Annotated in this window: 22 protein-coding genes and 1 riboswitch; of the genes, 10 read left to right on the plus strand and 12 right to left on the minus strand. The window is 50.1% G+C overall.

Annotated elements, in window-relative coordinates:
* Window positions 1–176: 176 nt before the first annotated feature.
* Window positions 177–2348 carry a glycoside hydrolase family 19 protein gene (locus ACTZWV_RS07595; protein ID WP_444785966.1) on the plus strand — a complete coding sequence of 724 codons (2172 nt, stop codon included), beginning with the start codon at window positions 177–179 and terminating at the stop codon, window positions 2346–2348.
* 176 nt (window positions 2349–2524) lie between these two features.
* On the opposite strand, the gene ACTZWV_RS07600 is transcribed toward ACTZWV_RS07595, so the two are convergent.
* A complete protein-coding gene (locus ACTZWV_RS07600) occupies window positions 2525–3082 on the minus strand; it encodes an Lrp/AsnC family transcriptional regulator (RefSeq protein ID WP_444786278.1) in 558 nt (185 codons plus the stop codon).
* Between the two features lie 38 nt (window positions 3083–3120).
* Between ACTZWV_RS07600 and ACTZWV_RS07605 the strand changes: the two genes are divergently transcribed.
* From ACTZWV_RS07605 to ACTZWV_RS07625, 5 genes are all read left to right on the plus strand, one after another.
* Window positions 3121–4326 (plus strand): aspartate aminotransferase family protein, encoded by a 1206-nt coding sequence (locus tag ACTZWV_RS07605; RefSeq protein WP_444785967.1) that lies wholly within the window; start codon window positions 3121–3123, stop codon window positions 4324–4326.
* Window positions 4327–4329: 3 nt separating this feature from the next.
* A complete protein-coding gene (astA, locus tag ACTZWV_RS07610) occupies window positions 4330–5358 on the plus strand; it encodes an arginine N-succinyltransferase (protein WP_444785968.1) in 1029 nt (342 codons plus the stop codon).
* A gap of 44 nt (window positions 5359–5402) precedes the next feature.
* Window positions 5403–6206, plus strand: coding sequence for a DUF1338 domain-containing protein (locus ACTZWV_RS07615; protein WP_444785969.1), 804 nt, complete (start codon window positions 5403–5405; stop codon window positions 6204–6206).
* 146 nt (window positions 6207–6352) lie between these two features.
* Window positions 6353–7126, plus strand: a complete 774-nt coding sequence (locus ACTZWV_RS07620) for a substrate-binding periplasmic protein (RefSeq protein WP_444785970.1) — start codon at window positions 6353–6355, stop codon at window positions 7124–7126.
* An 81-nt stretch (window positions 7127–7207) separates the two neighbouring features.
* Complete coding sequence (locus tag ACTZWV_RS07625) at window positions 7208–8653, plus strand: FG-GAP repeat domain-containing protein (RefSeq protein WP_444785971.1); 1446 nt, start codon at window positions 7208–7210, stop codon at window positions 8651–8653.
* Here the strand turns inward: ACTZWV_RS07625 and ACTZWV_RS07630 are convergent.
* The 4 genes from ACTZWV_RS07630 to ACTZWV_RS07645 form a co-directional block, all read right to left on the minus strand.
* Complete coding sequence (locus tag ACTZWV_RS07630) at window positions 8643–8999, minus strand: P-II family nitrogen regulator (RefSeq protein ID WP_444785972.1); 357 nt, start codon at window positions 8997–8999, stop codon at window positions 8643–8645. The genes ACTZWV_RS07625 and ACTZWV_RS07630 overlap by 11 nt on opposite strands.
* A complete protein-coding gene (locus ACTZWV_RS07635; protein WP_444785973.1) occupies window positions 8996–10477 on the minus strand; it encodes a DUF1538 domain-containing protein in 1482 nt (493 codons plus the stop codon). Before ACTZWV_RS07635 ends, ACTZWV_RS07630 begins: the two co-directional genes overlap by 4 nt.
* A 137-nt stretch (window positions 10478–10614) precedes the next feature.
* Complete coding sequence (locus ACTZWV_RS07640) at window positions 10615–10848, minus strand: hypothetical protein (RefSeq protein WP_444785974.1); 234 nt, start codon at window positions 10846–10848, stop codon at window positions 10615–10617.
* Window positions 10849–10994: 146 nt separating this feature from the next.
* Window positions 10995–14174, minus strand: coding sequence for an amidohydrolase family protein (locus ACTZWV_RS07645; RefSeq protein WP_444785975.1), 3180 nt, complete (start codon window positions 14172–14174; stop codon window positions 10995–10997).
* A gap of 137 nt (window positions 14175–14311) precedes the next feature.
* Between ACTZWV_RS07645 and ACTZWV_RS07650 the strand changes: the two genes are divergently transcribed.
* From ACTZWV_RS07650 to ACTZWV_RS07660, 3 genes are read left to right on the plus strand one after another with little or no spacing between them, the layout of a single operon-like run.
* A complete protein-coding gene (locus tag ACTZWV_RS07650) occupies window positions 14312–14551 on the plus strand; it encodes a DUF1289 domain-containing protein (RefSeq protein ID WP_444785976.1) in 240 nt (79 codons plus the stop codon).
* 10 nt (window positions 14552–14561) lie between these two features.
* Window positions 14562–15116 carry an MgtC/SapB family protein gene (locus tag ACTZWV_RS07655; protein WP_444785977.1) on the plus strand — a complete coding sequence of 185 codons (555 nt, stop codon included), beginning with the start codon at window positions 14562–14564 and terminating at the stop codon, window positions 15114–15116.
* A 60-nt stretch (window positions 15117–15176) separates the two neighbouring features.
* A complete protein-coding gene (locus ACTZWV_RS07660; protein ID WP_444785978.1) occupies window positions 15177–16727 on the plus strand; it encodes a cation:proton antiporter domain-containing protein in 1551 nt (516 codons plus the stop codon).
* 75 nt (window positions 16728–16802) lie between these two features.
* Here ACTZWV_RS07660 and ACTZWV_RS07665 read toward each other — a convergent pair whose 3' ends face one another.
* Together ACTZWV_RS07665 and glpK are read right to left on the minus strand one after the other, a co-directional pair.
* Window positions 16803–17174, minus strand: coding sequence for a DUF3718 domain-containing protein (locus tag ACTZWV_RS07665; protein ID WP_444785979.1), 372 nt, complete (start codon window positions 17172–17174; stop codon window positions 16803–16805).
* A 120-nt stretch (window positions 17175–17294) separates the two neighbouring features.
* A riboswitch (cyclic di-GMP riboswitch) is annotated at window positions 17295–17387 on the minus strand.
* A 75-nt stretch (window positions 17388–17462) separates the two neighbouring features.
* Window positions 17463–18977 carry a glycerol kinase GlpK gene (gene glpK, locus ACTZWV_RS07670; RefSeq protein WP_444785980.1) on the minus strand — a complete coding sequence of 505 codons (1515 nt, stop codon included), beginning with the start codon at window positions 18975–18977 and terminating at the stop codon, window positions 17463–17465.
* An 86-nt stretch (window positions 18978–19063) separates the two neighbouring features.
* Between glpK and ACTZWV_RS07675 the strand changes: the two genes are divergently transcribed.
* Window positions 19064–19390, plus strand: a complete 327-nt coding sequence (locus ACTZWV_RS07675) for a DUF1840 domain-containing protein (RefSeq protein WP_444785981.1) — start codon at window positions 19064–19066, stop codon at window positions 19388–19390.
* A gap of 7 nt (window positions 19391–19397) precedes the next feature.
* Here the strand turns inward: ACTZWV_RS07675 and ACTZWV_RS07680 are convergent, their stop codons facing one another.
* Genes ACTZWV_RS07680 through ACTZWV_RS07700 form a run of 5 tightly spaced genes read right to left on the minus strand, consistent with a single transcriptional unit; the run spans window position 19398 to window position 25245 of the window.
* Window positions 19398–20723 carry a sensor histidine kinase gene (locus ACTZWV_RS07680; protein ID WP_444785982.1) on the minus strand — a complete coding sequence of 442 codons (1326 nt, stop codon included), beginning with the start codon at window positions 20721–20723 and terminating at the stop codon, window positions 19398–19400.
* Window positions 20710–22035, minus strand: coding sequence for a sigma-54-dependent transcriptional regulator (locus tag ACTZWV_RS07685; RefSeq protein WP_444785983.1), 1326 nt, complete (start codon window positions 22033–22035; stop codon window positions 20710–20712). The genes ACTZWV_RS07680 and ACTZWV_RS07685 overlap by 14 nt, the downstream gene beginning before the upstream one ends.
* 3 nt (window positions 22036–22038) lie before the next feature.
* Complete coding sequence (locus ACTZWV_RS07690) at window positions 22039–23232, minus strand: FtsX-like permease family protein (RefSeq protein ID WP_444785984.1); 1194 nt, start codon at window positions 23230–23232, stop codon at window positions 22039–22041.
* Window positions 23233–23237: 5 nt separating this feature from the next.
* Window positions 23238–24536 (minus strand): ABC transporter permease, encoded by a 1299-nt coding sequence (locus ACTZWV_RS07695; RefSeq protein ID WP_444785985.1) that lies wholly within the window; start codon window positions 24534–24536, stop codon window positions 23238–23240.
* 10 nt (window positions 24537–24546) lie between these two features.
* A complete protein-coding gene (locus ACTZWV_RS07700; protein WP_444785986.1) occupies window positions 24547–25245 on the minus strand; it encodes an ABC transporter ATP-binding protein in 699 nt (232 codons plus the stop codon).
* Window positions 25246–25253: the final 8 nt, after the last annotated feature.

The following is a 25253-nucleotide window of genomic DNA, read 5'->3' on the forward strand; positions in this document are numbered from 1 at the left end:
AGTCTGATAGACGCGGAGGGGCCCGGCGGTTACTTTTGGCTGCCTTTCGATTATGGCAACCTTGTGGCGATAAACAGCCGCATGGCGTTGCTACAGAAGGCATTAATAACGTAAGCAGCCATACCGGCATTGTCATTGTTTATGGGCCAGGCCCACGAGAACAGGTATTAACTAAGATGAAATTAACCAAAATAGCCGCCTTACTTGCCGGCATTTGTATGAGTGGCCAGTTATGGGCTGCACCGCAGTATGATATTAACCAGGGCTACGCGGGTGGTAGTGTTGTTAGTTTTAACGACGTTATTTATAAAGCCAAATGGTGGGCTAATGCCGGCGATGTACCGGGCGCCGCAGTAGAAAATGAATGGGAAACCGCATGGGCGCTGTCGGACGATGACGGCGGAGAGCCCGGAGAGCCTGTCGATCCGGTTGATCCTGTTGAACCGGAAAACCCGGATGCGGTGTATATCAGCCAGGCTGAACTGGATGCCAAAGAAGCCTCTTTAACCAGTTTTCCGGAAATGGAAATGGTAAAGGCGACTATTGCTACCCGCGATAACGCTGTAGTAGAAGCGGTGGCGCCGGGTAAGGCCGACAACCCGTCTAACGTACAGCGTATTGAGCGCTTGTTTGACGAGCAGCAGTTTGAGTATGTATTTCCAATGCGGGCACCGGAATATACTTACCGCGGCTTTTTACAGGCTGCAGCCAAGTTTCCGGCCTTTTGTGGTGACTATGAAGATGGCCGTAATGCAGAAGAAATTTGTAGTAAAACGCTGGCAGTAGCGGTGGCGCACTTTGCCCAGGAAACCGGTGGCCATGATATTCATTCCCCTATTCCGGAATGGCGCCAGGCTTTAGTGCATGTGCGTGAAATGGGCTGGAGCGAAGATACCGCTAACGGCTATGCCGGTGAGTGTAACCCCAACACTTGGCAGGGCCAAACCTGGCCGTGTGGTACTTTAGCTAACGGCGAATTTAAAAGCTATTTTGGCCGCGGTGCCAAGCAGTTGTCTTACAACTATAACTATGGCCCGTTTTCACAGGCGATGTTTGGTACGGTAAGAACCTTGCTGGACGAGCCGGCATTAGTTGCCGATTCCTGGTTAAACCTGGCCAGTGCGGTGTTCTTTTTTGTTTATCCGCAGCCGCCTAAGCCGTCTATGTTGCACGTTATTGACGGTACCTGGCAGCCAAACGCGCACGATATTGCCAACGGTTTAGTACCGGGCTTTGGTGTAACCACGCAAATTATGAATGGTGGCGTAGAGTGTGGCGGTGCCAATGAGCATGCGCAATCGGCCAACCGGATTAAATACTACCGTGATACTGCCGCTTATTTTGGCGTAGAAATCAGTAATGACGAAGTGCTGGGCTGTAAAGGCATGAAGTACTTTGACGAATACGGTGCCGGCGCACTGAAAATAAGCTGGGAAGAAGACTACTCTTATGTTGCCGATAACCCCAACGGCGGTAAGAGCTATGCTTGCCAACTGGTAGGTTACCAAACTGCGCATTCGGCACTGTTGCCCGGCGACTACAAAAAATGCTTACTGCAAAAGTTCCCTGAAGTGGTTATTACCGATGGTGGCGACATTAACCTGCCGCCGGTAGCGGTAATTACCGGCCCAACCTCGGTTGAGAATATGCCAACTGTGACGCTAAGCGCAGCGCAATCGACCGATCCGGAAAACAAGCCATTAACTTACGCCTGGACCTTACCGCAAGGTGTTAGCGCTGATACGGTGGAAAATGTAACGCTGGTAGCGGCTTTGCCTGCCGTAACCAAAGATACCACACTGCAGTTTAAGCTGACCGTGACGGATGAAGAAGGTTTAAGCGCTACAGCCAGCCATGACTTGACCATTATTGCTGAAACTGACGGTAACAAAGCGCCGGTAGCAGTAATTACCGGCCCGGCAGAAATAGAAGGTGGCAGCGAGCTGCTGTTATCCGGTGCGGAGTCAAGCGATGCCGAAGGCTCGGAATTAACTTTTGCCTGGACCTTGCCGGCCGGTGTGTCTGCCGACAGCACCACAGAGCAACAGTTAGTGGTGCAACTGCCTGCACCAGCGAAGGATACACCGTTCCACTTTGCCTTACAGGTAACCGATGCTAAAGGTGCCGCCAGTAAAGTGGTGCAACACCAGGTAGTGGTAAAAGGTGACCCAACAGCCATACCGGCGTACCAGGCAGGCTTTGCCTACCAGGCCGGTGACCAGGTAAGCAATGACGGCAGCGTATACGAGTGTAAACCCTGGCCTGCTACCGGCTGGTGTGCCGGTGCCGCCTGGGCCTATGAGCCGGGTAAAGGTACCGCCTGGGATACCGCCTGGACTAAAAAGTAACCTTGTAAAGTAATGGCCGGGTTTTCGCTGAAAAAACGCAGCTTTTGCTGCGTTTTTATTTAAATATATTCATACATTGCGCTGCAAAATAGTGCTCATCGGGTTATAAAAATCATGTGAGTCTGCCAGACCGCCATTTTACATTTAATTATCTATATATTGCTTAATTGCTCACGTTAACGCTTAAACTTGGTTTCCAGAATAACCGATGAGTTGGTACGCTCTACGCCGTCTAAATTGCCGATATCATCCAGAATATGGCTAAGTTGCTCGGTGCTTTGTGCCTGCACTATGGCGATAAGATCGTACTCGCCGCTGATAGCATAGAGCGCCGAGACTTGCGCAATTTGCTTGAGCTCGACATTGGTTTTGGCGGTGAGTTTTTGCCGCACTTTAATACTGACATGCGCTGATACCAGTGAGGCCAGATAGTCCTCGCCATAATCGACGGAATAGCCTTTAATCACGCCGCTTTGCTCAAGCTTAGCAATGCGGGTTTGTACGGTAGAACGGGACAAATCCAGCATCCTTGCCAGGTCTGAAATACTGGCGCGGGCATTGTGCTTCAGTACTGCTAACAGCTTTTCTTCTTCCATGCTTATCATTTTGACAACCTCATCCGTTAAATTGCAGCTTTGGTTCGATAAATTGGCGATAATGATACTGCAATGTGACGAGCCAGAGCAATATAATAAGGTTAAATTTATTCTCAGCCAGCCACCATTTATATTGATAAAGGCCGGCCGTCTCTACAGCAACAGCGAGGTAGTTTATGCAGGTTTCAAGAAGCTTATTCGATGACGTAATGGTGCCAAACTATGCACCTTCCAAAATTATCCCGGTTAAAGGCAAGGGAGCACGGGTGTGGGACCAGGATGGCAAGGAGTTCATCGACTTTGCCGGCGGTATAGCAGTAAATTGCCTTGGCCATTGCCACCCGGCTTTGGTTACAGCGTTAAAAGATCAGGCCGACAAATTGTGGCATTTATCCAACGTAATGACCAATGAGCCTGCGCTGCTGCTGGCTAAAGCACTGGTAGATGCTACCTTCGCGGAAAAAGTCTACTTTGCTAACTCCGGTGCCGAAGCCAACGAAGCGGCACTGAAGCTGGCGCGTCGCTTTGCCAAAGACAAATACGGCGAGCAGAAGAACCAGATTATTGCCTTTAAACAAGGCTTCCACGGCCGTACTTTCTTTACCGTAACCGTAGGTGGCCAGCCGGCCTATTCAGATGGTTTTGGTCCTAAACCGGAAGCCATAGTACACGGCGAATTTAACAACCTGGACAGCGTAAAAGCGCTGATTAATGCCAATACCTGTGCGGTGATGGTTGAGCCGGTGCAGGGCGAGGGCGGCGTAATGCCGGCCACTGCTGAATTTATTAAAGGCGTACGTGAGCTGTGTGATGCGCACAATGCACTGCTGATTTTTGATGAGGTACAAACCGGCGTAGGCCGCACCGGTGAGCTGTATGCCTATATGGGCTATGGCGTAACGCCGGATATTCTGACCACAGCCAAAGCGCTGGGCGGCGGCTTCCCGATAGGCGCTATGCTAACCACCACTGACATTGCCAAGCACCTGGTAGTAGGTACGCACGGCTCTACGTATGGCGGTAACCCGCTGGCCTGTGCCGTTGCGTTAGCGGCAGTTAACACGGTAAATACACCGGCGGTGCTGGCGGGTGTTAAAGCCAAAGCGCAGCTGTTTAAAGACGGCCTGGATAAAATTAACGAAAAATATCACGTATTTAGCGAAGTGCGCGGTGCCGGTTTATTAATTGGCGCAGTGCTAAGCAGTGATTACGCCGGTAAAGCGCGTGACTTTATGTTAGCGGCCGCAGATCAGGGCTTAATGGCACTGGTTGCCGGTACCAGCGTAGTGCGCTTTGCACCGTCATTGGTAATCAGCGACGCTGATATCACCGAAGGCTTAGCCCGCTTTGAGCGTGCTGTAGCCCAAATAGTGAAGGCTTAAGCCATGTTAGTGATCCGGCCGATAACGGCAGCAGATTTCGCGGCGTTAAAACAGATCGCTATAGAATCCGGTGCCGGTTTTACTTCTTTGCCGGTAAACGATGAACGCTTAAAACAAAAAATTGACCATGCCGAGCACAGCTTTGCCGCTGCAGTAGACGGGCCCGGCGATCAGGGCTATTTGTTTGTGCTGGAAGATACCCAAACCGGTGAAATTGTCGGTACTACCGGCATTGAAGCCGCGGTGGGTACCAGCACACCGCTGTATCACTTTCAGCAGAATACCGTTATTCACCATAGCGCCGAGCTGAATGTGTTTAACCAGCTGAAAACCCTGACACTGTGTAACGACTACACCGGCGCGTCAGAAATTTGCACGCTGTTTTTGCGTGAAAGTTACCGGCGTAACCATGCCGGGCGATTTTTGTCCAAAGTGCGGTTTTTGTTTATGGCCGAGTACCCGCAGCGTTTTAGCGACAGGGTAATAGCTGAAATGCGTGGCGCGGCCGATAGCGATGGCCAGCCACCCTTTTGGCATTGGTTACAACAGCTGTTTTTAACCATTGATTTTCCCACCGCAGATCACTTGATTGGCGTAGGTAAAAAGGCTTTTATTGCCGAGCTGATGCCACGCCATCCTATCTATGTTGGTTTGCTGCCACAGGCCGCGCAGGATGTGATAGGTCTGGTGCATCAAAACACCAGGCCGGCGCTGAAGATGCTGGAAAGCGAAGGCTTTAGCCATCGTGGTTATATCGACTTGTTCGACGCCGGGCCAACGGTTGAAGCGCGTCTGAGCCAGATTAAATCGGTAGCGGCCAGCCAAAAAGTCAAAGTTAAAATTGCTGACGTACAGGGTGAACAAACGCTGGCGGTGGCCAATACAGAATTGCAGCAATTTCGCGCCAGCTTCGGTAAAAACGCAAAGTTTGATGCAGATCAGCAGCTGTTGCTGCTAAGCGCGGAATTTGCCGATACACTGCGCCTGCACGATGGCGAAATGGCAAGATTTATAGTGTTAGATAAGGCCTGAGGGCCAAACAAGTATTAACCGGTAAATGTTAAGGCGGATTAAATATGCATACTGATGTAAAAGTGTTGTTTGCCAACCTGTGGCAAGACTATGTAGCGGTGACTCCTTCTGCCAAACAAGTACACCAGTTACTCGGCAGCTCGCAGCAGGATGATGTAATAAATGATCATATCGCGCTGCGTACCTTTAACCTGGAAAAAGTAGGTTTGGAAAAACTGGCGGCGCACTTTAAAGCGCTGGGTTATGAAGAATGCGGTGAGTATCATTTTGAAGCGAAAAAGCTGTATGCCAAGCATTATGAGCACCCGGATCGCACTTTACCGAAGGTATTTATCTCTGAGCTGCTGTTAGATAAATGCTCGGCTTATCTGCGCGATACTATTACTGCCCTGGTTGAACAAATACCCTCTGAAGCGGTAACTGCGGATAATTTTCTATACAGCGGTACGCACTGGCAGGTAAGTCAGGCGACCTATGAGCAACTGCTGGCTGAAAGCGAATACGCTGCCTGGGTATCTGCCTGGGGTTATCGGGCTAACCACTTTACGGTAAGTGTGAATGACTTACAAAGCTTCGGCACCCTGGAGCAGGTAAATAATGCGCTGAAAGATGCCGGGTTTTTACTTAACACCTCAGGTGGCGAGATTAAAGGCACGCCACAGGTGTACCTGGAGCAATCTTCTACTCTGGCTGATTTACATCAGGTGCAGTTCAGCGATACCGTTGCCACCATTCCAAGTTGTTTTTATGAATTTGCCCGCCGTTACCCAATGACTAACGGCTTGCTGTACACCGGCTTTGTTGCCGCTTCAGCAGACAAAATTTTTGAAAGCACTAATGCCCGCTAACATTAATGCTCTGTAATAAGGGGCGTTAAAGCGGTAGCTCATACCAGGGCCGGCGATTTGCCGGCCTTTTTTATGCGACTTGGCAGCAGCTTGCTGCATTGCGGCTGCAACGCTATAGTGAGGTTAATTGTTAACAGGAGCGTGAGATGATGCGGTTGTCCGGCACAGTCAGCCTGTTACTGTTAATTGCGTTGATGTTTAGTGCAGCAGCATTTGCGCAGCATAGTCCTTGTCAACTTAGTGTGCGGCTGGAGTCAGAGCAGCAAAGCACGGCAGCTGGTTTACACAACGCTACCCGCACGTCACAACAATCGTATGCCTTACTTAGTGCACTGCTGGCTAAAGCAGGCTGCCAGTTAAAAGCGCAGGCGTTTCCGGCCGGGCGGGCGGTCAAAATGCTGGAAAATGGTTCACTGAGTATTATGGTCGGCATGTCGAAAACTGCAGAGCGTGAGCAATTCAGTTATTTTGTCGGGCCGCATCATACCGAGCGCATGGTGATAGTGGGGCAGCGTGAAATGCAGCACAATGTCAGTGATTTATTTCAATTATTAAGCTGGCCGGGGCTGATTTCAGTTACTGAGGGCGCCTACTACGGGCAGAAATGGCAACAATTGCTGCAGCAGGAAGACGCGCTGCAGCAACGTTTGTTCTATGCCTCGGGCAACCAACAGAAACTGGCGATGTTGGCGACAAACCGCGTAGTGGCAACATTGGAAGATGAAACTATTGTCGATGAACTGCTGCTTCAGGCCGATCTGGCGCAGCGCTATGTAAAATTGTTTGTGCTGCACGAAAACCCGGTTTATTTTGCCATCAGCCGCAAGGCGGTATCGCACGAGCTGTACTTGCAGTTGCAACAACACTGGCTGCAAATGCAGCACAGTGGCGAAGCAGACGAAATCCGGCAAAAGTTTTAACCGGCAATGCAGCACAATGAACCAAAAGTGTGTATGGTTCGTTAACTTTGTTTAGCGAATTTACCCGGGATGTATTTGCCTGTGAAGTCTGTTACCTGTTATTTATTGTTGCTGTTTGTCAGTTTTGTCGCTGCCGGTGATAGTGAACTGAAGAAAATCAGCCTGCCACATCCGCCCAATGGCGATATGTTGCTGCTGGCCGAGCGTAAACAATTACTGGTGTCTGGTTACAGCCAGTTTGCCCGCTGGCTTAGTCTGGTTGATTTAACTAATTACAGTAGCCGGATGTTGCCGGTGCCGGATGATGCCCAGTTTTTCAGTTCCGCGACATTGGCAGGCCAACAAGGACAGCAGCTGGTGTTTCTGGGTTTGGGCGGCGTTAGCCGGTTAAGTGAAGATGGCAGCTATGCGCAGCGTATTGTGGCCTCAGATTCACTCTATCGTGTACTGGATCAAAATCGCTTGCGCAGTGCTGGTTTTGTCGTTGAGTTGGGCTCTGGTTTAAGTGACTTTTTGATTGCCGACTTTCAGCACACACATTTATACCGCCAGCAAGCTGACGGCAGCTTCAGGCACTATGCGCTACAGCTCCCGGCGCTGGTACAAAGTTGGCGCAGCAGTCCCGATTATACCCCGCGTAAACACTATATTGTTGATGTAAATCTGGATGGCCGGCCAGACTTATTGTTTGTTTGGCAAGGTAAGTTTCAGGCATTTTTGCAGCAGTCTGATGGCAGCTTCAGCACTGAGCCTGCGTTAATGCCGTGGCCGGTGGTGCTGTCTACCGAGCAAGAGGCTGATCAGCGTAACGATGCCGGCCGCAGTTACAATGGCCAGAATATTGATACGCTGCGTGATATTACCGATATTGACGGCGATGGCGTGGCGGACCTGGTGATAAACCGCGAACAACTGGCCGACGCATTAGAGCGTAATAACAGCTTTCGTATTCATTTTGGCCGCAGCAGTGAGCAGGGACTTAGCTTTAGCGCTGAGCCTGATACCTTTATTACCACCGACACCTCGCCGATAGACGTAGTAATAGATGATTTTAACAGTGACGGCCGCAAGGATTTTTATATTCCAAGTACCCACTTTGGCGTTGGCACCATTATTCGCGTGTTATTGCGTGGCAGTGCCAATCTGGATATTGATTTTTACTTGCTCAATGCCCGGCGCCAGTATCCGGCAAAAGCCGATTTTCGCCAGCAAGCCACCATTGACGTTAGCATAGGAAACCTGCGCTACGATATGCCACTGTTTCAGTTAGCCGATGTACAAGGCGATGGCCATAAAACGCTGTTGGTAGGTGAGGGGCGCACTGAGCTAAGAAGTTATGCGCCGGACAGCAAACGTTTATTCAGCCGCCGTAGCAGCAGCCGCACAAAAATGGATCTGCCCCGTGATGCGCGTAAGGTAAAAGTGATGGATATAACCGGCAACGGCAAAGACGACCTGGTGTTGCCGTTTGACAGCCAGGAAGTGGAGAGCCTGCGCAATCAATTGCATATACTCATTAGTCACTAGTATTACTGTGCATTAACCGTTGTTCAAATTGTTCCAGCTGGCTTAAGTCTATGCCTGTAAGATGCTCTATTGGCAGGCTAAACGCCAAACCACGTGAGTCGCCATCTGTTACCAGCAGGTTATGCATGGCAGCTAAAACTGGTTCAGCCAGACTTTTGGCGACCACCATCAGTAATACAGACTGGCTGCCCTCGAACGTCATACCGAAAAAAGTTTTTTTAGTTTTAGCGCCAATACCGCGGCCATTTAGCAGGGTAATACCAGCGGCTCCGGCTTGTTGCGCGGCTTCTATAGCGTGTTGCTCCAGCTCTTCCGGGGTAATCGCTACTACGATAGAAAATTTCATGTTTGTACACTCCTGCGCGGATTTATATATTCAACCACTATGGCATACAGCATAACGGTGATAATGGGAAATATAGAAGCAAAGGCGATAAGGCCAAAGCCATCAATTAATACGTTGCGCCCTTCAATAGATGTTGCCAGGCCAATGCCCAGTGCGGTAACCAGCGGCACTGTTACTTCAGAGGTAGTAACACCGCCCAGGTCGAATGCCAGAGCAATGATGTAACGTGGTGAAAAGGCGGTGAGCAGTACTACTATGGCGTAACCGGCCATAATGTAATAATGGATAGAGTCGCCGCTGATAATGCGGTACACACCAACGCTAATGCCCACGGCAACCCCCAGTGCCACAATCAGCCGGATAACGGAGCCCTTAAGCTTGCCGGGGGAGGTCTGCTCTGCTTGTTCGCCAATAGCAATTAAGGCCGGTTCGGCCATGGTAGTGGCAAAGCCAATCAGAAAGGCAAACAGTAAAATCAGGCTGTGGTAGTTTTTGGCAATCAGTTGCTCTGCCATCAGGCTGCCCACCGGAAACAAGCCCAGTTTTAAACCCAGTACAAACGCATAAAGCCCCAACAGCACCATGCTAAAACCCACGATGACTTTTACCGGGTTAGCCAACGGCCGGCGCAAGATCAGGTACTGGAATATCAGCACCACCAAAATCATCGGCAGAATATCCTTGAGCATAGTGGCTAAGTCGATAATGGCTTTGAGTAACCAGAACATGGGCACGGCAGAACCGGCGCTGCTGACAACAGCGGCAGCGTCGCTGACGTTATATACCCAAATGCCATACAACTGTACGCTGATCATCGGCACCATTACCGCCAGTGCTACCAAACCAAAACCGTCTGTCAGCGCATTGCGGCCTTTAATGGAGCTGGCCAGCCCCAACCCCAACGCTGCGATCAGCGGCACGGTAACAATATTGGTAGTAACACCGCCGGAGTCATACGCTAAACCAACAATTTCAGCAGGGGCAAAAAAGGTTACACCCAGTACCAGAATATAGCCGCCAATCATCAGCCAGTGGATTGGCCAGCCCAGTATAATGCGCAGTACGCCCAATGCCATAACGGACCCGACAGAGCAGGCAACGATTAAGCGCAGGGTTAACGCATCTACCCGGCCTTCACTGATTAACTGCGCCTGCTGCGCTATGGCAATAAGCGCCGGCTCCGCGATTACTGCGGCAAAGCCAATAGCAAAGCCAAACACCAGTAATAACGGCAAAGAGCCTTTACGGGCAAATTGATTGGCCAGATTTTTACCCAGCGGAAAAATACTCAACTCCAGCCCAAGTAAAAATAATGCTATGCCCACAGCGACAATCAACAGACCAATAATAATGCTTAACGGCTCAGGCGGCAGGGTTTGAAAAACAACCAGCTGGAAAAACAGCACTACCGCTATTATGGGCAATAAGTTTTTTAAGGCGTGGATAAACTGATGCAGAAATTGCTGCAATAATGGCACCAAAGCTCCTTATCAGTTTAGTTTGCAGATGTTGTCAGTATACGTAATTAGAGTTGTTATACATTGATATAGCACATAAAAAAGCCCGTCAACTGACGAGCCCCTGATTACCGGATTATATACTCTTATAAAGCTTATTAAGTACCTGATACTTTACGACAAGTGCGTACTTTTTTGTTAGAACCAACAGCTTGTTCATTGCGACATATCAGTTTCTCGTTTGATGTATCGTCTTGCTTTACTTCTTGCTCTGCTGTTTGCGTTGTCGAAAGTTTAGCTTCAGATGAAGGGGCAGGATCTGCTGAACTAACTGCTGTTGATGCGCATCCCATCAACATAGAAAATATAAAAATAACACATAAATAACGCACGTTAACTCCTTATTTTTTTAATTGCTAAATATGGACGATAAAGTAAAGTGCTTTTTGTTTCAATAGCAGAGAAATTAATTTTTGCTGTTCCTAAACTAAATATAAGCCCGCTGATGGAGCGGGCTTATGTTTTGCTCTGCACCTGCTTACCGGGGTTCAAACTCAAATGGCACGCGTTGACGCTCACGCAAGCCAATCTCGTTTAAGCTGTTGGCATCAAATAAACGGCCATTAACCATGGTATGGGTTACGCGGTCGCTAACACGGATATCCTGCAATGGGTTGCCGTCTATCACTATTAAGTCGGCCAGTTTACCTGCTTCGAGTGAGCCCAGCTGATGGTCCATAGCAAAGGTTTTTGCCGGGTTAATGGTGGCGGTTTTTAATGCTTCCAGCGGTGTCATGCCACCCTGGGCAAACATCCATATTTCCCAGTGTGCACCTAAACCTTCACGCTGGCCGTGGGCGCCGATATTGGCCACAACGCCTATATCGCTCAGCTCTTTGGCAGTTTTTACGACATTAAAATGGTTGTAGTGACTATCCGGTGCCGTAGGGCGGCGCATGCTGCGCGGGGCTAACTCATCCATTGGTACATAGGTGCGCAGTTTCGGATGCTGCCACACTTCGGTTTTGTCGTACCAGTAATTTTCGCCCCAAATACCACCATAGGCCACGTTGAGTGTCGGTGTGTAAGCTGTACCACTGGCTTGCCACAGTTGTTTGATGTCGTCATACACTTTGGCGGCCGGCAGCGCATGCTCTATGGTGGTGTGGCCATCGACTATCATCGTCAGGTTATGTTGCATTAACGAGCCGCCTTCGGGAACCACCATCATATTCAGCTCACGCGCGGCCTGAATCACCTGCTGGCGCTGGTTACGCCGTGGCTGGTTGTAGCTTTTTACGCTGAAAGCACCGGCTTTCTGTAATCGCTGCAGGTGAAATTTAGCGTCGTCCAGGCTATCGATATGTGAGGTGTAACCGGCGCCTTCTGCACCGTATAAAATGGTACCGGTTGAGAAAATACGTGGCCCGGCAATACGGCCGGCTTGCTGCATTTCGCTGGCGGCAAATACTTCGCGGGTATCGTTAGACGGGTCGTGGATGGCCGTTACACCAAACGCCAGTGATGCATAGTTTTGCCAGTTTTGCTGCGGAATAATCTGACTGCTGCCCTGGCTGCCGTGGGCATGCGCATCAAACAGGCCAGGCATAATAGTTTTACCACTGATATCAAATACCTTAGCACGGGCGGGCACTGCAACTTCACCACGTTTACCCACAGCTTTAATTTTGTTGTGTTCAACCAATACCACGCCATCCTGAATTACTTCGTCGCCGTTCATGGTAATAACCTGGCCGCCAACAAAGGCGACACTGCCGCGCGGTATATCAGCCGGGACGCTAAAGCCGAGGTTAACGCCGTTTTTGGCGGCGAAATCGGTTTTTTCGCTAAAGTCGAACAAGCCCTCAATGCCGGCATGATACAGCTCCGGGCCTAAACTCCAGTACAGATGGCGGCTGTCGCCGCTCCAGCTGATGTATTCGCCGGCGCGTACAGACAGTTGCTTCACCGGAAACTGCTTGTCAGTGCCGCTGATATCAATTGCACTGCCACGCTCTGTAAAAGGCGTTACAAACACTTTAAAGCGATCGGCAAAGGCAAGGTATTTGCCGTCCGGTGACAGTTTAAACTCGGTACCAAATTTGGCGGTATACAGTGTTTGTTGGGTGTGTTTGGTTAAATCAATACGGATAAGGGCAGGCGCTTTGGCGTAATCCATCGCATATACCGCATTGTTGCCGGCAGCAAACATCGGTGCGCGGCCGTTACGGCTGATAAGCTCCGGGTTACCGCCTTTACTGCTGATCTTGTATAAACCGGTGTTAAGTGACCATTGCCGTGGCAGTAAACTGCCTCCCGCGGCTTTGCGGTACACCACCGTTTTGCCATCCGGGCTAAATACCGGCTCAACATATTTACCCGGCTCATTGGTTAGCTTGTTGATCCGGCCATTACGCAGGTTAAGGATATTTACCGCGCCCTGGCTATTGTCGTTCCAGCTAACATACACCAATTCTTTACCATCACGCGAGAACTGCGGATAGTATTCAAAATCCGTGCTTTGTTTGGTTAAGCGTCGCGGTTTAGCGTTGGCCACATCGGTAATATACAAATGGCCTAAGGCGCTAAATACTGCTTGTTTACCATCCGGCGATACCTGGACAAAGCGCAGCATTTTAGTATCAAACTGCTCTTTATCGATATCCTGTTTTACCCGCACGGCCGTTTGCATTTGCTTGTTGGTGTCGACACTAAACGGCACTGTAGCTATGGCTTTATCTGCCACAGTTAACTTTTTAATCTCACCGCCGGCCCAAAACAGCAGGGCTTTGTTGTCCGGCGTCCAGGCCAGAGTAGGGTAAACACCGTGAATGGCCCAGGTTTCCTGCATATCGCGGTCTAAGCCGTCATACAGTTTAATATGCTCGCCGCTGGTTAAATCATATAAAAACAACGTGCTTTGAAAATCTACCCGGCGGATATAGGCGAGGTACTTACCATCCGGTGATGGCGTAGGGCGGATAGCACCACCGGCACCTTCCAGTACTATGTCCCACTTGCCCGTTTCGCGCTCAAAACGTTTTATTTTATAAATGCCACTTTCAGAGTCTTTGCTGTAGTGAAAGGTTTTGCCAGGCGTATCATCCTGGGAGAAATAAATGTATTTACCGTCCGGCGAAAAGGCCGGCTCGCCGAGGTCTTTTTGATCATTCGGCCGTTCTGTCAGCATAATGCCGTTACCGCCGGTTTTATGATATTGCCAGATTTCACCGGCACCCAGTGAGCGACTGGCGGTAAAATGCTTACGGGCGACGATAAACTCGCTATCCGGGCTCCAGGCCGGGCTGTTCAGCAGGCGAAAAGTCTCGTTGGTTACTGCGCGCTGTTCAGTGCCGTCGGCATTCATAATCCAGATATTATCGCCACCGCCTTCATCGCTGGTGTAAGCAATATACTTACCGTCCGGACTAAAGGTGGGCTGCATTTGCCAGCCAATGTCGGTAGTAAGTTGTTTTGCAGCGCCACCACTAACCGGCATGGTATAAATATCACCGAGTAAATCAAAGGCGAGGGTCTTACCGTCCGGGCTTAGCGCCACGTTCATCCAGCTGCCTTGTGAAACCTTGATATTGACTGTTTCAAACTGGCCTTGTGGTGCATTAACGTCCCAGTCGGGGGCTTTTTCAGTAGTGTTGTCTGCTTGCAGGGCAAAACTGCCGATGGCCAGCGCGATAAGGCTTGGTTTAAGTAGCATCATCCGGTTGTTCCTGTATTTTCTTATGATAGTTGTTATTAGTCCGTACCAGATTGGCATAAACTGACCGCAGAGTTAAGCCATTCACCAGCGGATTGCGTTAAAATTGCGAGTTAAACCGATAAAATCAGGAGTTAAAGGTGATTGAATCGCCCTGTGTGGCAGCGTGCCGTTTAAATACCGATAAGGTGTGTGTGGGTTGTTATCGTCATATAACTGAAATAGTTGACTGGAACCTACGTAATGATACTGAAAATGCCGCTATATTACAGAAGGTTGCTTTGCGAAAACAAAATGCAGCTACTGAGCAGGATGGGCCGACCAGTCCGATCACACAAGCGGAATGGCAAGCGGCAAAAATAGCAGCGCGTTTAGGTTGAAGGATGGTTTATGTTGGATTGGCAGTTACTACTGAGTATTGAGCCTTTTGCCTGGGCCGAGCTTGGCACTGCGGTGCTGTGTGGTTTTATTATCGGTCTGGAGCGGCAATTACGTGGCAAACCGGCCGGTATTCGTACCTCTATTTTGATTGTGATGGGGACTTATGTGTTTATCGCGGCCTCTATGTCGGTAAACAGTAGTATGACCGATCCATCGCGTATTATCGGCCAGGTGATAACCGGGGTGGGGTTTCTCGGCGCCGGGGTAATGTTAGCGCGCGATGGTATGGTACTGGGCGTCACCTCAGCTGCAACAATTTGGGTGTTGGCCGCCGTGGGGGTATGCATAGGTATCGGTGAAGACCTGGTAGCGATTAAGCTGTCGGTGCTGGTGGTGTTTGTGCTGGTAGGCATAGATATACTGGAAAACTCATCTTCTGCTATGCGCCGTGGTGTGCACCGCACTTATAACGAGTGGATCACCCGCAGTAACGGCAGCTTGTTTGGCCGGCGCAAAGAAGATAACAAAGCCGCGCAGCGGGCAGATATTGATGATCCACATTAATGCAGCTATGACAAAAGTGAGTTAGTATCTTGAATAACAATATAAAAATGGACGGATTACATGCTTGAAGCTGTCTGGATTGGTTTTGCGTTTTCTTTAGGTTTACTGGTTCGTGCCATAGGCTTACCGCCGTTAGTGGGGTACTTGTTGGCGGGCTTTGTTATCTCTGCTACTGCTTCAGACCTTAGCTTACCGCCGGAAGGGCCGTCGATAATTCATCACGTTGCCCATTTGGGCGTATTACTGCTGTTGTTTACAGTTGGCCTGAAGTTAAATGTACGTAGTCTGGCCAAGCCTGAAGTACTGGGTGGCAGTACTCTGCATTTTGCCTTGTCGATTATTCTTACCTTACCTGCGGTACTGTTTATTTTTGACGTTAGTTGGTATCAGGCCTTAATGTTAGCGGTAGCGCTGGCATTTTCCAGCACAGTGTTGGCGGCAAAGGTATTGGAAGGCAAACGCGAGATCCGCGCCTTTCATGGCCGGGTCGCTATAGGTATTCTGATTGTACAGGACTTATTGGCACTGCTGGTAATGAGCCTGGCTAACGGCACTACACCATCGCCCTGGGCACTGCTGGTGTTTGGCTTACCGCTACTGCGACCGCTGCTGTACAAATTGCTTGATGCCAGCGGCCATGAAGACTTACTGATTTTGTTTGGTTTAATGCTGGCACTGGTAATAGGCGGCCAGGGCTTTGAGCTGGTGGGGTTAAGTTCTGAGTTAGGCGCACTGGTGTTTGGCGCCTTGTTAGCTAAGCATGCCCGGGCCGGCGAGCTGTCGAAATCGTTGTGGAGTATTAAAGAATTCTTTCTGGTAGGGTTCTTTTTACAAATTGGTATCGACGGCTTGCCGGATGCCAATGCCTGGCTATTTGCCGGTGTGATGTCGTTGTTACTGCCGGTGAAAGCGATATTGTTTTTCTTGTTGTTAATCATGTTTAAATTGCGGGCGCGCAGTGCTTTCTTAACCAGTATCAGCCTGACTAACTACAGCGAATTTGGTCTGATAGTTGCCAGTGTAGTATTGCCCGAGTGGCTTATTCCGCTGGCGTTAACGGTGGCTATTTCTTTTGTTATCTCTGCGCCGCTAAATCGTATGGCACACCCGCTGTATGAAAAGCTATGTAACCGTTTGCTGAAGTTTGAGCGCAATATCCATCACCCGGACGAGCAACCGGTATCACTGGGTGATGCTGATGTGCTGATCATGGGCATGGGACGCACCGGTACCGCCGCCTATAACTATTTATCCAGCAGCCGTAAAATCATCGCAATGGATTCAGATCCGGCTAAAGTGGCAGAGCATCAGAAGAAAGGTATTAATATTTTCTATGCTGATGCCGAAGATCAGGTGTTTTGGCAAGGCCTGGATTTTGGCAAGGTTGAAGCGGTGATCCTTAGTATGAATGACGTGGAAGCCAAAATGATTGCAGCAAAAAAACTGCGCAATGCCGGTTTTAGCGGCTTTATTGTGTCGCACAGTATGCATGATGATGAAGCGCGCGAGATTATTGCTGCCGGTGCCGATCAAACCTATCTAACCATGTCTGAAGCCGGTGTCGGTATTGCCGAGCACGTTAAGCAACATTGCTTTGCGATAAAAGCATAACACTACCGGTAAGTTGGACCGGAGAACAGCATAAAAAAGGCGCCATAAAGGCGCCTTTTTTATAGAATAAGATAGTTAGCTGGCGCTACGTTCTTTGATAGCAGCAATGATTGGCGAAGTGCCGAAACCGTTGCTGGTAGCCCACTCGATGTCACCTGACGCGGCAACCTGGCTGCCTGGTAACTGGCTGATGATAAAGCCGGCTGCATCTGCAGCATTGTGCTTGATGGCGTGGCGAACCAGTGGTAAACCGTCACATACAATACCGTCGTATACGTTACGTAAACGTAAGCGGTTGTCAGATAAGGTTTTACGCAGATTGTTTTTGCTATCCGCTGCAACATAAGAGCAGATAGATTGGGCTAATTGATCGTCGGCTGCTGCAGGAGCACTGATAAATGAAGTGGCGGCGATAACAGTAGCTAAAGTGATTAATTTTGCTTTCATATTCGAGCTCCAAAATTTGAGTTAAGTAACAATCATTAATGCAACAGCAGTTGCAGAACACGAAAGGACATAAGGCATGTCGTTTAACTCTGACAGAGCAGAATAAACATCGCACTTAGCGACGGCAGCCCAGCTATCGTAGATGCCTTGCGGCAACCCTTAGACCTGAAGCTTTGCGTGTACTCCCTTTCGGGAGACTTGCCTTTCGAGCGAGCGCATTCTAATTAACGCTCGTTTTTTATGCAAGCTTAATTTAAGCTGAATTGAAACTTTTTTTAAATCTTATGCTTAGACCGGCCACCGTTGTTGCACTATGGCTATATCCAACGCCATTAGCGCAGCGGTTGCACGTTGCCAGCGTTGATACAGTGCATCGGCTAATGGCGCTGCCAGCTCCGGTTGCAACTGCCAATCACTGCACCAAATGTTATTAATCTCAGTTAAACTGCCGACATAACCCAGTTGTAATGCCACTAAAAAGGCTGCACCCAGCGCGGTGGCGTCGGTAGTGTGGCAGCGTGCTATGGGTGTTTGGCATAAATCGGCCAGCGCCTGTAAAAACCAGCGGTTGGCTGTCATGCCGCCGTCTACCCGTAAACTGCTGACATTAATGCCATCCTGCCGCATGGCGCTAAGTAAATCACGGCTTTGATACGCCACACTGCGCAGCGCGGCGGCGGCTATTTGCGCACGGCCGCTGTCGCGGGTCATGCCAAACAGTGCGGCTTGTACTTGTGGCTGCCAATGTGGTGTACCAAGCCCGGTAAAGGCGGGGATTAACAACTCGGTTTGTTGATAATCAATACCGGCTGCCAGGGCCTCAGTATCGCTGGCCTGACGGATAATACCCAGCTTATCGCGCAGCCATTGCACGGTTGCGCCGGCCATAAAAATGCTGCCTTCGAGCGCATAAGTAGTATGGCTGTTTAAGCGCCATGCCACGGTGCTAAGCAGCTTATGTTTGCTGTGCAGCACCTTACTGCCGGTATTTACCACAGCGAAACAGCCGGTGCCATAAGTGCTTTTACTCATGCCAGGTGTAATACAGGCCTGGCCTAATAATGCTGCCTGTTGATCGCCTATCATACTTAGCAGCGGCACCGCCGCGCCAAACACCGCTTTGTCAGTCAAACCAAACTCTGTTGCGTTATCCCGCACTTGCGGCAGCACAGCGGCAGGAATATTGAACAGTTGCAGCAGTTCTTCATCCCACTGTTGGCGATGAATATTAAACAGCAGGGTGCGGCTGGCATTGCTGGCATCGGTGGCATGCACTTTGCCGCCGCTCAGTAGCCATAACAGATAACAATCAATGGTGCCAAAACACAGCTCACCGGCTGTTGCAGCTTGTCTGGCACCTGCCACGTTGTCGAGTAACCAGCACAGCTTAGTGGCGGAAAAATATGGATCGGCCAACAGGCCGGTTTTTTGCTGCAGCACTGACTCCTGGCCTGAATCTTTCAGTTGCCGGCACAGTGCTGCCGTGCGTCTGTCCTGCCAGACAATCGCCGGATACAGCACCTTGCCGGAGGTTTTGTACCAAAGCAGTGTGGTTTCGCGCTGATTAGTAATACCGATACCGGCGATATCTGCCGGTTTCAGTTTGGCTTGCTGTAATGCGCGGCTGATACTGGCGGTCACACTGTGCCAAATCTGTGCCGGGTCTTGCTCTACCCAGCCGGATTGCGGGTAGCTTAGCGGCAGTTCCTGTTGGGCGCAGGCAACCGGCTGCAGGACCGGATTGTAGATAATAGCGCGGCTTGAGGTAGTACCTTGATCAATAGCGAGTATATATTTTGCCATGGCGTGAGCTTTTAGCGTTATGCTTAAGTTATTGTTTAGCCTGGCAGCAAACGCTGGCAGTGTCTACGCCCAATAGTGGAGTCTGTATGATAGTTACCTTTAAATCCAAAGCCAGCGGCGATTTAATTTACTTTAAAGATGCTGCGCTGAAATTACTGCAATTGATGGGGCGGGATGACAAAGTTCCCTCAGCGCTTTACGCTGAAGATGTGCCGAAAGCTCTGGCGCAATTGCAGCTGGGTTTAGCCGCCATTGCTGAAACCGAGCGGGTTAAAGCTGAGCAAGCCGATGCAGAAATGGCTGACAAACCGCATGGCGATAAAGGTCATGTCAGTTTGAACGTGCGTGCTGTGCCGTTGATTGAAATGCTGCAAAAAGCGCAAAAGAAACAGCGTCCGGTGTCTTGGGAATAACGTTGCGCTAAGCTGTCGGGCGCACCTGATGCTGTGGCAGTGTCAGCGTAACCTCGAGGCCGGGTGGTTGATTACGTAAGCTAATGTGGCCGCCATGCGCTTCAATAATATCGCGGCATAAGCTGAGCCCTATGCCAGAGCCGCCGGTTTTGCTGGTGTAAAACGGTACCAGCGCATGCTGCAACTGTTCCGGGCTCATGCCGCCGCCGCCATCTTGTAATATGAGCGTCAATTGTTGCGGGCTCTCGCAAAACTGCAATGTGATAAGCTCAGCTGCTGAGCCCGCCTCATGGGCGTTTTTCAGCAGATTGAGCAGCAATTGCTGCAACTGTTGGCTGTCGGCCTGCCAGGGGAGTTGTGGCAATGCACCGTTAAGTTCAAACCCGTACAGATCCTCTAACTGATTAATCAACCTCGGCCAGTTAATTGTGCTCAGCCGGGGGCGTGGCAATTTGGCAAACTGAATATAGGCTTGCACAAACTGGTTAAGCTCCCGGCTGCGCTCGCTCAGCGTGCTGAACAGGCCGGCCAGTTCGCTTTGTTGCAGTTGCAGGGCGCGTTGCTCGCCGGAAAATGCCAGTGATGATAATGGCGCCAGGGTGTTATTCAATTCATGGCCAATCACCCGCAGCAGCTTTTTCCAGGCTGTCAGCTCTTCGCGCTGAATTTCACGCGTCATTGGTTTTAATAAGTACAGCCGATGCTGTTTTTGGTTTAACTGAAACCGGCTCAGCGACAAGTGCCAGATACTGTTATCCGCCAGATGCATAAGGCCTTGCTGCTGTGCGGCGATAGCCTGTGCAAGCATGGGTACAGCCGTGACTATGCTTTGCAGTTTACTGCCGTCAAAAGCCTTGCCGTGGTTTAATAGTTGACGTGCCACCGGATTACTCATCAGGACGGTGTCTTTATCATCGGTCAGCAGCAGGGCGGTGGGGCTGCTTTGCAGTACGGTATCCAGCAGCAACTCACGCTGATATAAGCTTGCGCGCTCGCTGCGCAATTGTGCCGACATGCTGTTTAAGCTGTTGGCTAACGCGGAGAGTTCATTCATTTTTAACTGATTAGCGCTGGTATTAAAGCTGCCGTCCTGCAAATTTTGTGCATGCAGATTAAGCGCTTGTATTTCTGTTGTCAGCGGTTTGAGCGCCTGGTGCAATAACAAGGCAAGCACAATGCCGGCGCAGCAGATGGCAAAAGTCAGCAGCACATTGTGGCCTGTCATAATAAGTTGTACTGCCAGGGCAATCAGCGTTAGCAGCAGGCACAGCAGGTTTAACCGGCTGTGGCTGCTCATTTTGCCTGAAGCAAGCCGGCTGTCAGGGCGCTTCAATACCGTAATACTCCATGCGCCGGTACAGGGCCTGACGGCTGATGCCTAATTGTTTCGCTGCCCGGGATACTACGCCACCGGCCTGCAGCAATGCCTGTTGTAACTGCTCCGGGTCGATATCATCCAGCGCCCGTTTGCCGCTGTCCACAGTATCGGGCAGGCCCAGATCTGCGCTTTGTATTTCACTATCACTGCTTAACAGCAGTGCGCGCTGACACACATTTTGCAACTCGCGCACATTACCCGGCCAGCGGTAACTGAGTAACAACTGCTCTGCTGTTGTACTCAGGGCTTTTTTACCGGCGAGAAAATAGCGCGCCAGTGGCAGAATATCATCCGGCCGTTGCGCTAAAGCCGGCAGCGCCAGCTGCACCACATTGATGCGGTAATACAGATCCTGGCGAAAGTCGCCGCGGTGTATTGCGGCAGTTAAGTCACTGTTGGTGGCACTTATCAGCCGTATATCGACTTTGCGCGTAGTGCTTGACCCCAGGCGTTCAAATTCGCCGGTTTGCAGCACACGCAGCAACTTGGCCTGGCCAGCCAGTGATAAATTGCCGATTTCATCTAAAAACACACTGCCGCCGTCAGCGGCTTCAAAGCGGCCAATGCGGGTTTTTGTCGCTCCGCTATAAGCGCCGGCTTCAGCGCCAAACAGCTCAGCTTCCATTAAATCGGCCGGCAGGGCGCCCATGTTTACTTTAATAAAGGGTTTATTCTTACGCGGCGAGTTAGCATGCAACACATTGGCTATGCCTTCTTTACCGGCGCCGTTAGGGCCGGTGATTAATACCGCCGCCGCGGATGGTGCCAATTGCAGCGTCATCTGTAGCAGCTGCTGCATTTGGCTGCTGGCAAATACCAGCTTGCACAGGTCTTTGCCGGCAAAAGCCGCATTACGTTGTTGTTCTGCGCGCTGCTGCTGTTCGCTCAATTGCTTTAGCTTTAATGCATTCGCCACGGTGAGTAGCAGCCGCTGGTCGTCCCAGGGTTTGGCGATATAGTCTGTCGCGCCGGCTTTTACCAGCTCGACGACCATTTCCAGTTGGGTCCAGGCTGTCATCAGTACAATGGGTATTGCCGGGTATTGGCTGCGCAACCGGTAGAACAGGGTTTGGCCCTGTATGCCCTGCATTTGGCCGGCACTGAAATTCATATCCTGCAATATCAAATCAATATTATGCTGGCTTAGCAACTGCCAGGCCTGCTCAGGTGAGTTGGCGCACAACACCCGATAGCCCTGCAACGCAAACAGCGTTTGCAGGGCCTGACAGATTGGCTGATTGTCATCAATAACCAATAATTTTAGCATAGTTTATAAGGCTTTAGTGGCAGTGGCCGGCGACACCCGGGTAGCAATGGCCGCAGGATACCATGTTGCTACAGTGACACAAAGCAGTAGTACCGCTATCGTGACTATGGGGAAATACCAATTCAATGCCGGTATAGAAATAACCTGTGCCAGCGCCTGATTCAGCAACAAGGCTAAGGCAACCCCCAGCATGGAGCCTAAGGCAGTACATAACCAGTTTTCACCGAGTAATTCCAGTAAAATTAAGCCCTTACTGGCTCCCAGTGCGCGTTTAATACCAATTTCCTGCTGGCGTTTCAGTGCATGAAAATGAGTACTGCTGTAGCTCGACACCATTGTAACCAGCAGCATCAGCATACTTAATATTGTCAGTAACATAGCCAGGCCATATTCATTACGGTATAACCGCTGATGCTGTTCGGCCAGCGAGCGGATGTGAAAGATTTCGATATTAGACTCAACTTTTTGCAAGGCGCCGGCCAGCTGTTGCCTTACGGTTTCGGTGTGCTCTGGCGCAGTACGCAGTAAAATGCTGTAGCCCCAGTCAACTCCATAGGGCGGGGCTACCTGCATACTGTTATACATGATATGGTCGCCACTGCGCTGGCCGTAAAAATCGGCGATAACTGCTGCCACCCGGCCGCGATTAATCTGTTGCCCCACAGCTGGCGTATCAGCAAACAGTTTGTCTGCCAGACTCCTGGTTAATACCACATCCGGGCTGCCCGGGGCGTCAAGCGACACAGAGTGCTGCGGCAACTCGCCTTGCAGTAACTGACTGTCCAGAACACTAAAGAAGTCTTTGGAAACAAAGTACATCGGTACGGTAGCCACATTAGTACGCTCTTGTTGTTCCAGCACATAGACATTACCGTTATTACCGCCCTGCAAAATAACAGATTGGTTTGAATAAGCCGCGGCGATAACACCGGGAATGGCTTGTACCGCGGTCAGTTGGCGGTTTAGCAGATCTTCTAATGCAGGATACACCCGCAGCGGAGCCGAAGTGGGTTTTAGCTGCACCAGCAAGATATTATCCAGATCTAATCCGGTAGGTTGGTTAAGCTGCTGTTGGGTTTGCCGTGCCAGCAACACGCTGTTTAACAGCAGTGCCAATGTCATCGCCAACTGCAGTAGCAGTAAAGTGGTAACCACCTTACGGCTGAATAATACTTTACACAGTAAATAAAATGACATAGCAATTATTCCTTAAGTTGCTGATTTAATGTGCCAAAAGACGCGCGAAGCGATGGATAAAGCGTAACCAGATAACTACAAACAAATGCAATAACTAATAAACCGAGCAACAGCGTTATATCCCAACCGGAAAACAGACGGTTACCGGGCAGCAACTGGTTCATTAGTTTGATGCAGGCATAACCGGTTACTAAAGCACCCAGAATGGTGAATAACGCCATTAGCAACACATCGGCCAACATCTGCAGTTGCAGTTGGCTCCGGCTGGCACCCAACGCGCGGCGCAGGCTAAACTCGTACTGATTACTTAAATAGCGGTTTAACGACAGATGGCTGGCATTAAACAAACACACCAGTAAAAACAATAAGGTAACCAGAGCAAAGGCTTTGATATCGCTGCTTTCGCCGCCAAAGTAGTGAACAATATTACGCATAGCAACTAACTGATTATTCGGTGCCGACGGATGACGCCCGGCAGCTTTTTCATCCTGCACCAGATTATGCATAAACTGACGGTAAGCTTGCTGTTGTGCCGGTGTATCCAATTGTACCCAGTACTGCAGCTGATGCAGTGCGCCGGTGCGGCCCTGAGTACTTAACCGGCGGTAATCGGTATCATCAAAGGTTTGTGATTGGGTGTTAGACAAATAATTCATGTCGTAACCGGTTTCCAATGGCAGATAAATATCGTCTGCCTCACTTAAATGGTTGCGATTATTGGCGTCATACAGTCGGGGTAGCATTTGCCAGTCATTCAGCACTGCGCTGACAGTAACATGACGATCATCCAGTAGCAGTTTTTCACCAAGAACATCAGTGCGGCCAAACAGTTTTTCAGCGCTGGCTTTAGTTAAGACAACCTCATGGCGGGCGCTGTTATCCGGCCAGATACTGCCGTGCAATACCGGCACGTCAAACATGGTAAAAAAATCACGCTGGGTTATACGGATACTTACCGGCAATGGCGCTTGCTCTGCACTTCGACGCAGATAACCATCCGCGCTGTACATGGCGGCTTTCTTTGTCGGGATCTCAGTCTGGCTGAGCTTTTCGATATTGCTGTAGCTGAGTACGCGCGGCGGTTTACAGTCGTTGCAGTCATAAGGTGCCATTAACGTCATCGGAAAAAACAACTTGTCGCTTTTGTGCGGCAATGGGTCGCTGTTTAGCTGATAGTAAAAAGTGGCATTGGCAAAAAATACGCCCAAACCTACACTTAAAATAAAAATGGTTAGTGCATAAGGCAGCGGGGCACGCTTAATGCCTTTGAGGCTGACTTTCAGGTAATAGATAAACTGTTCCATTTGTTTCCCCTTAAGCGCTGTGCGCGGCCAGCGGTTCGTATAAGGTACTGTCATGTAACTGACCATCGATGATCTGAATGTGTCGCCCGGCGCGGCGCGCCTGATCCGGGTCGTGCGTTACCATTAAAATGGTGCAGCCTTGCTGGTTTATTTGCTCCAACAGCTCCATCACCTGGCGTGCCATTAACGAATCAAGGTTGCCTGTAGGTTCATCGGCCAGCAGAATGCGCGGCTGGCCGGCAATGGCGCGGGCGATAGCTACCCGTTGTTGCTGGCCGCCGGATAATTGCCCCGGCAGATAATCGCGCCGTGCATGCAGGCCAACCAGCTCCAAAGCGTGCTCAATACGTTGTTTACGCTCGCTGGCCTTTAAACCGCGGTAGCGCAGTGGCAGTTCGATATTGTCATAGATGCTGAAGTCTTTAATCAAGTTAAAGCTCTGAAAGATAAAGCCTATTTTCTCATTTCGCAATTTAGACAGGGCCGCGTCAGACAAACCTTTTACCGATATGCCATCGAGCAGATAGTCGCCGGCGTCAAAGTTTTCCAGGGTACCGAGAATATTCAGCAGCGTTGATTTACCTGAGCCGGATGGCCCGGTAAGGGCAGCAAATTCGCCTTCATTTACCTGCAGGTTGATGTCGCGCAGGGCATGGGTTTCAATTAACTCAGTGCGAAAAATTTTGCTTAAGTTAGTTAGCGTTATCATAAAGGTAT

This window comes from Rheinheimera sp. NSM (genome assembly GCF_052380015.1).
Classification (GTDB): domain Bacteria; phylum Pseudomonadota; class Gammaproteobacteria; order Enterobacterales; family Alteromonadaceae; genus Alishewanella.

Coding starts and splice junctions, on each gene's coding strand:
- ACTZWV_RS07645 (WP_444785975.1), bottom strand. CDS start 14,174: ATGATGCTACTTAAACCAAGCCTTATCGCGCTGGCCATCGGCAGTTTT.
- ACTZWV_RS07700 (WP_444785986.1), bottom strand. CDS start 25,245: ATGATAACGCTAACTAACTTAAGCAAAATTTTTCGCACTGAGTTAATT.
- ACTZWV_RS07690 (WP_444785984.1), bottom strand. CDS start 23,232: ATGTCATTTTATTTACTGTGTAAAGTATTATTCAGCCGTAAGGTGGTT.
- glpK (WP_444785980.1), bottom strand. CDS start 18,977: ATGGCAAAATATATACTCGCTATTGATCAAGGTACTACCTCAAGCCGC.
- ACTZWV_RS07620 (WP_444785970.1), top strand. CDS start 6,353: ATGATGCGGTTGTCCGGCACAGTCAGCCTGTTACTGTTAATTGCGTTG.
- ACTZWV_RS07630 (WP_444785972.1), bottom strand. CDS start 8,999: ATGAAATTTTCTATCGTAGTAGCGATTACCCCGGAAGAGCTGGAGCAA.
- ACTZWV_RS07655 (WP_444785977.1), top strand. CDS start 14,562: ATGTTGGATTGGCAGTTACTACTGAGTATTGAGCCTTTTGCCTGGGCC.
- ACTZWV_RS07605 (WP_444785967.1), top strand. CDS start 3,121: ATGCAGGTTTCAAGAAGCTTATTCGATGACGTAATGGTGCCAAACTAT.
- ACTZWV_RS07615 (WP_444785969.1), top strand. CDS start 5,403: ATGCATACTGATGTAAAAGTGTTGTTTGCCAACCTGTGGCAAGACTAT.
- ACTZWV_RS07595 (WP_444785966.1), top strand. CDS start 177: ATGAAATTAACCAAAATAGCCGCCTTACTTGCCGGCATTTGTATGAGT.
- ACTZWV_RS07675 (WP_444785981.1), top strand. CDS start 19,064: ATGATAGTTACCTTTAAATCCAAAGCCAGCGGCGATTTAATTTACTTT.
- ACTZWV_RS07665 (WP_444785979.1), bottom strand. CDS start 17,174: ATGAAAGCAAAATTAATCACTTTAGCTACTGTTATCGCCGCCACTTCA.
- ACTZWV_RS07660 (WP_444785978.1), top strand. CDS start 15,177: ATGCTTGAAGCTGTCTGGATTGGTTTTGCGTTTTCTTTAGGTTTACTG.
- ACTZWV_RS07695 (WP_444785985.1), bottom strand. CDS start 24,536: ATGGAACAGTTTATCTATTACCTGAAAGTCAGCCTCAAAGGCATTAAG.
- ACTZWV_RS07685 (WP_444785983.1), bottom strand. CDS start 22,035: ATGCTAAAATTATTGGTTATTGATGACAATCAGCCAATCTGTCAGGCC.
- astA (WP_444785968.1), top strand. CDS start 4,330: ATGTTAGTGATCCGGCCGATAACGGCAGCAGATTTCGCGGCGTTAAAA.